Source organism: Weissella sp. DD23, assembly GCF_001579105.1.
GTDB classification, from domain to species: domain Bacteria; phylum Bacillota; class Bacilli; order Lactobacillales; family Lactobacillaceae; genus Weissella; species Weissella cibaria.
In genome coordinates this window covers 213,381-218,002 of sequence record NZ_KQ970391.1, presented here as the reverse complement: position 1 = coordinate 218,002, position 4,622 = coordinate 213,381, and the positions used below count along the sequence as shown (strand labels likewise).

The 4,622-nt window shown below is 45.3% G+C and carries 7 protein-coding genes; 1 reads left to right on the top strand and 6 read right to left on the bottom strand.

Translation table 11 applies throughout. The annotated features are described in order from the left end of the window. Positions 1-157 precede the first annotated feature (157 nt). The 4 genes from glnA to WEIDD23_RS03635 form a co-directional block, all read right to left on the bottom strand. Positions 158-1,504: a type I glutamate--ammonia ligase gene (gene glnA, locus WEIDD23_RS03650; protein ID WP_010372374.1), complete on the bottom strand. Its 1,347-nt coding sequence runs from the start codon at positions 1,502-1,504 to the stop codon at positions 158-160. A 40-nt stretch (positions 1,505-1,544) separates the two neighbouring features. After that, positions 1,545-1,895, bottom strand: coding sequence for a MerR family transcriptional regulator (locus WEIDD23_RS03645; RefSeq protein ID WP_010372371.1), 351 nt, complete (start codon positions 1,893-1,895; stop codon positions 1,545-1,547). Between the two features lie 65 nt (positions 1,896-1,960). Further along, a complete protein-coding gene (gene miaA, locus WEIDD23_RS03640; RefSeq protein WP_010372368.1) occupies positions 1,961-2,884 on the bottom strand; it encodes a tRNA (adenosine(37)-N6)-dimethylallyltransferase MiaA in 924 nt (307 codons plus the stop codon). Positions 2,885-2,898: 14 nt separating this feature from the next. Then, the gene (locus tag WEIDD23_RS03635) at positions 2,899-3,510 is read right to left on the bottom strand and encodes a glycerophosphodiester phosphodiesterase (protein WP_010372365.1); all 612 of its coding nucleotides are present in this window, start codon (positions 3,508-3,510) and stop codon (positions 2,899-2,901) included. 75 nt (positions 3,511-3,585) lie between these two features. Here WEIDD23_RS03635 and WEIDD23_RS03630 point away from each other — a divergent pair, with 75 nt between their 5' ends. Further along, the gene (locus WEIDD23_RS03630; RefSeq protein ID WP_010372363.1) at positions 3,586-3,768 is read left to right on the top strand and encodes a DUF3042 family protein; all 183 of its coding nucleotides are present in this window, start codon (positions 3,586-3,588) and stop codon (positions 3,766-3,768) included. A gap of 50 nt (positions 3,769-3,818) precedes the next feature. Here the strand turns inward: WEIDD23_RS03630 and WEIDD23_RS03625 are convergent, their stop codons facing one another. Next, the gene (locus WEIDD23_RS03625; protein WP_062358764.1) at positions 3,819-4,205 is read right to left on the bottom strand and encodes a rhodanese-like domain-containing protein; all 387 of its coding nucleotides are present in this window, start codon (positions 4,203-4,205) and stop codon (positions 3,819-3,821) included. A 100-nt stretch (positions 4,206-4,305) separates the two neighbouring features. Next, the coding region (locus tag WEIDD23_RS03620) for a CAP domain-containing protein (protein WP_197458785.1) at positions 4,306-4,622 on the bottom strand (317 nt) is incomplete at its 5' end.

The window sequence follows — 4,622 nt, the reverse complement described above, 5'->3', positions numbered from 1 at the left end:
CGTGTTCTCCATCTCAACCCCTCCTCGTGTGTGGTTGTCCTAAAACTACATGTCATAACACTAACATCTTAATAGTTCTATCATACAACCTAACCTTAAAGAAAAACGCCAACCTTTCCCCGGTCGGCGTTGTTTTTTAGAACATTTAACGAAAATTTTAGTATTGCTCGAGATATGTGTCCAATTCCCATTGCGATACTTCTTGTCGGTAAGCTTGATACTCAAGACGCTTTGCATCCACAAACGTCCGTGACATGTGTGAACCCAAGGCTGCCTTGATCGTTTCATCCTCATCCAAGTCGTTCACAGCTGCTAGCAAGGTATCAGGCAAATCAGTAATACCTGCACGCTTGCGCTCACCTTCATCCATCAAGTAGATGTTACGGTCAACAGCGTGTGTTGGTTCCAATTCACGTTCAATACCATCCAAGCCAGCTGCCAAAATAGCAGCAAAGGCCAAGTATGGATTAGCAGTTGGATCAACGGAACGCAATTCCAAACGTGTTGAGTTACCACGTGAAGCTGGGACACGAACCATTGGTGAACGGTTTGAACCTGACCAAGCCACGTAAACTGGTGCTTCAAAGCCTGGCGTCAAACGCTTAAATGAGTTAACCGTTGGATTTGTAATGGCCGTAAAGTTGGCCGCGTGATCCAAAATACCACCCAAGAAGTTATAGGCCGTCTTAGACAATTGCAACTCACCCGCTTCATCAAAGAAGGCGTTGCCATCCTCGGTAAACAAAGACATGTTCGTGTGCATACCATTACCATTAATACCTGAAATTGGCTTAGGCATAAAGGTTGCATACATACCGTGCTTACGCGCAATCGTCTTCACAATCAACTTAAACGTTTGAATGTTGTCAGCCGCATCAAGTGCATCCGCATACTTAAAGTCGACTTCGTGTTGTCCTGGCGCAACTTCGTGGTGGGCTGCTTCAACTTCAAAGCCCATCTTCTCCATCTCCAACACGATTTCACGACGTGTGTTTTCTCCAAGATCAAGTGGTGCTAGGTCAAAGTAACCACCCTTGTCATTCAAATTCATCGTTGGGTTACCATGTTCATCCAGCTTGAACAAGAAGAACTCTGGTTCCGTTCCAATATTAAATGACTTAAAGCCATCTTCCGTCATCTGCTGCAAGACACGCTTCAAATTGCTACGTGGATCACCTGCAAATGGCTCGCGATCTGCCGTGTAAATATCAGCAATCAAGCGAGCAACCTTACCACCGTGCAAGTCAGTCGCCCATGGGAAAATCATGAACGTTGACAAGTCTGGGTATAGGTACATATCTGACTCTTCAATACGGACAAACCCTTCAATTGAAGAACCATCAAACATCAAATTATTGTCGAGCACCTTCTCGAGTTGTGAAACTGGTACTTCAACATTCTTGATTGTACCGAACACGTCTGAGAATTGTAGTCGCAAGAATTCTACGTTTTCTTCTGCAATCATGCGACGAATATCATCCTTGGTATATGCTTTGCGAACCATCTAGATCTCCTTTTGATAACTTAGCAATTAAAACGAAATGTCAAAACTTACGCTGACCATTAAACCGTCCAATTTTCAGCAGCTCATCCGCCAACATGTGTCGTAGATTTTCTTCATTTGGTTCAGGCTTTTCAGCTGACTTGCGTTGCTTCTTCGCATCAACCTCATGAATTTCAGACACCGAATACCCAGCATCCAAATAATCTGCGATTTCAATTAACCGGTCTACATCATTTAATGAAAAACGACGTTGTTTACCAGCCCCCCGTTGTGGCGTAATTAAACCTTGCTGATCATAATAACGAATTTGTCGATCAGATAAGTCAGTCAGTTCACGTACGACGCTCATTGGCAATACCGCCAAATCGCGACGAAGTTCTCGTCCACCCATACGTTCTGACCCCCTATGCTTAGCATGTTACCACCGATTATATGTGAAGTTTTTAATCATGTCAGCTATTCTGACATGAACCGTTTTACCGCTTCTTTGATGTCAGTTATTTCAGACGGTTGCTGTACTAAATCAAACCAATGAATGTCTGTAAACTGATTATTGAACCACGTCATCTGCCGTTTTGCGTACCGTCGTGATGCCTGTTTTAAGGTTTCTGTTGCTTGTTCTAATGATTCATCACCAGTTAAATAGCCAAACAGTTCCTTGTAGCCAATCGCCTTTCGAGCTGTGCTATCTGCTGGTAAAGCCATCGCAATTTCTGCTTCTGCCAAAATGCCTTGCGTCATCATGGCGTCGACACGTTGATTAATGCGTTCATATAACACTTGCCGATCAGTTGTTAGGCCGATAATAAAGGCATCATACAGTCGTCGCGGTTCTGGCTTTTGTTCAGAGAAAGGCTTGCCGGTATGATCACTCACCAGTAAAGCACGCACTAATCGGCGAATTTGACCAGGTAAAATCCGCGCCTCACTCACCGCGTCCACCTTGCGCAAAGCATCACGCAATACCCCTTCCCCCTCGTCGTGGGCAATTTGCGTCCATTTCTCCGTAAACGCATCATCTTGAATATCATCAACCGCAGCTAACGGCTTATCGCCCAACAAGGCTTGCACATAAAAGCCGGTGCCACCAACCAAAATTGGCACCTTGCCACGGGCCGAAATCTCAGCAATCGCTTGCTGGGCTTCCTGCACAAAACGGGCCGCCGAATACGTTTCAGTTGGCTCAGCGATGTCGATCATATGATGCGGTGCTTGCGCCTGTTCCGTCGGCGTGGCCTTCGCCGTCCCGATGTTTAGCTGTCGATAAATTTGCATCGAGTCACCCGATACAATTTCACCATCAATAGCCTGGGCCAATGCCAAAGATAATGCGGTTTTACCAACCGCGGTCGGCCCAACAATGACAATTAATTTATCCATTTTTACTCATTCACCTATAAAATTTTTGATGCAATATCTGTAATGATACCGCGTACGCTTAACATCCGGAGTAATGTTGTCCACCCCCGCGTATTTGGGGTCCACCAATAGGTCTTCACACCGAATGGCCTTAACCAGGCGAGGTACCAATAACGATAATCCAGGTTAACTTGCTGAATGATTCCATCACGCCACAAACGCCAGCTCACCATATTCGGCACATGCCGCAAATAACCAATCGGTACGTTCGCATCTAAGCGGCGCCACTTTCGCAAGGGCAACTCTTGAAATGACTGCAACATCACGGCATTCGGTAATTGTTTTGCCTGCAACTCGCGATACAGTTGTTCCGCGCCGACCCGGCCCTTTAACTCAATTAGTAATAACCCTTGATACTGCGTTGTTGCAATCAACGCCAAAAAATCGCCAAATGTTGCAACATCCGCCGGCACCACGCCATCCTGATCATGTTTTAAAATTAACCGATTACCATACAATTGGACATCAACTTCAAGGCCGTCAACGCCCGCTGCAATCGCCCGTTGAAAGGCAATTAGCGTATTTTCGTCACCTCGGTCGCGATATGTGCCACGGTGTGCAATAATTAATGTTTTGTTTACAGACATTTCACGAACCTCAGTAGTTTAATTCTTGTTAAATATGTTAAACTTATCTTAACAAATAAATGGAGGAACCACATCATGAAGAAGTTTGGTTTGGGGATTTTGACTGGTGTTGCCGGTACGTTAGCCACTGCTGCAGCCGCTGCTTTGACTTTCCACAAGGTTGCTGTAAAGCCTTTGGAAGAAGAGGAAGCTAAGTTCGAAGAGACAGAACGCAAGGCTGCTCGTAAGGCTGCTCACTCACACGGCGCTCGTTTTTAATCAAGCACATAAAGAAAAGGTTTGGGATATACATCCCAAACCTTTTTTCATTAGTTAGACTTTATCTTACCGTTATATTCGGCAAACCCATTCTTGAGGACGAAAATTTCGTTATAACCGTCCTTCTTCAACTTACGTGCCAAACGGGCTGCAAATTGCATGTTCTCGTCGTACAAGAACACAGGCTTGTCCTTACGCAAAGCAGTGTGGTTTTCATTCAACATGGCATATTGAATGTTACGCGCACCTAGGACGTGCTTCGCCTTAAACTTTGCCGGTTCGCGGATATCGATCAATTGTTGACCGCGACTTTGCTTTTCAAATTCTTCTGACTTTAATACCGTTGCCACGCGCTTCAACGTGGTACGTGTCCAGATGATTGTACCAACTGTCCAAATAACCCAAATTAAAATCAAGACAAACAATGCTTGCAACATACTGCTCAAATCCCCGTTTCGTTAATCATGTTAATTACCATTTTAACAAAACCTAAAGAAAAAGTCTGCCAACCTTTGGCAGACTTTGTTTTTTCTTCAATTATTCAGCGTGACCGACAATCCAGCCATTAACGTAGCCAAATCCGACTCGCGTGAATGACCCATTCATTTCCCAATCATGGTGACCGTTTGGTACACCCGTCATATTGGTTTCGTTAAACCAAGCCGAGATAACGTCTTGTCCGGCACCAAAGCCAGCCGCCACAACTTCATTGGCCACTGCCCCTGAATAGTGCGCTTGATCAACACCTGTTTGTGACATTGATGCGGCACGTGCCGTCGCTGACGCAGCCAGGCCATCATCCCAAACCAGTTGTGGCAATCCCGCTGAAGCGCGCAATGCGTTCAATGCATTCA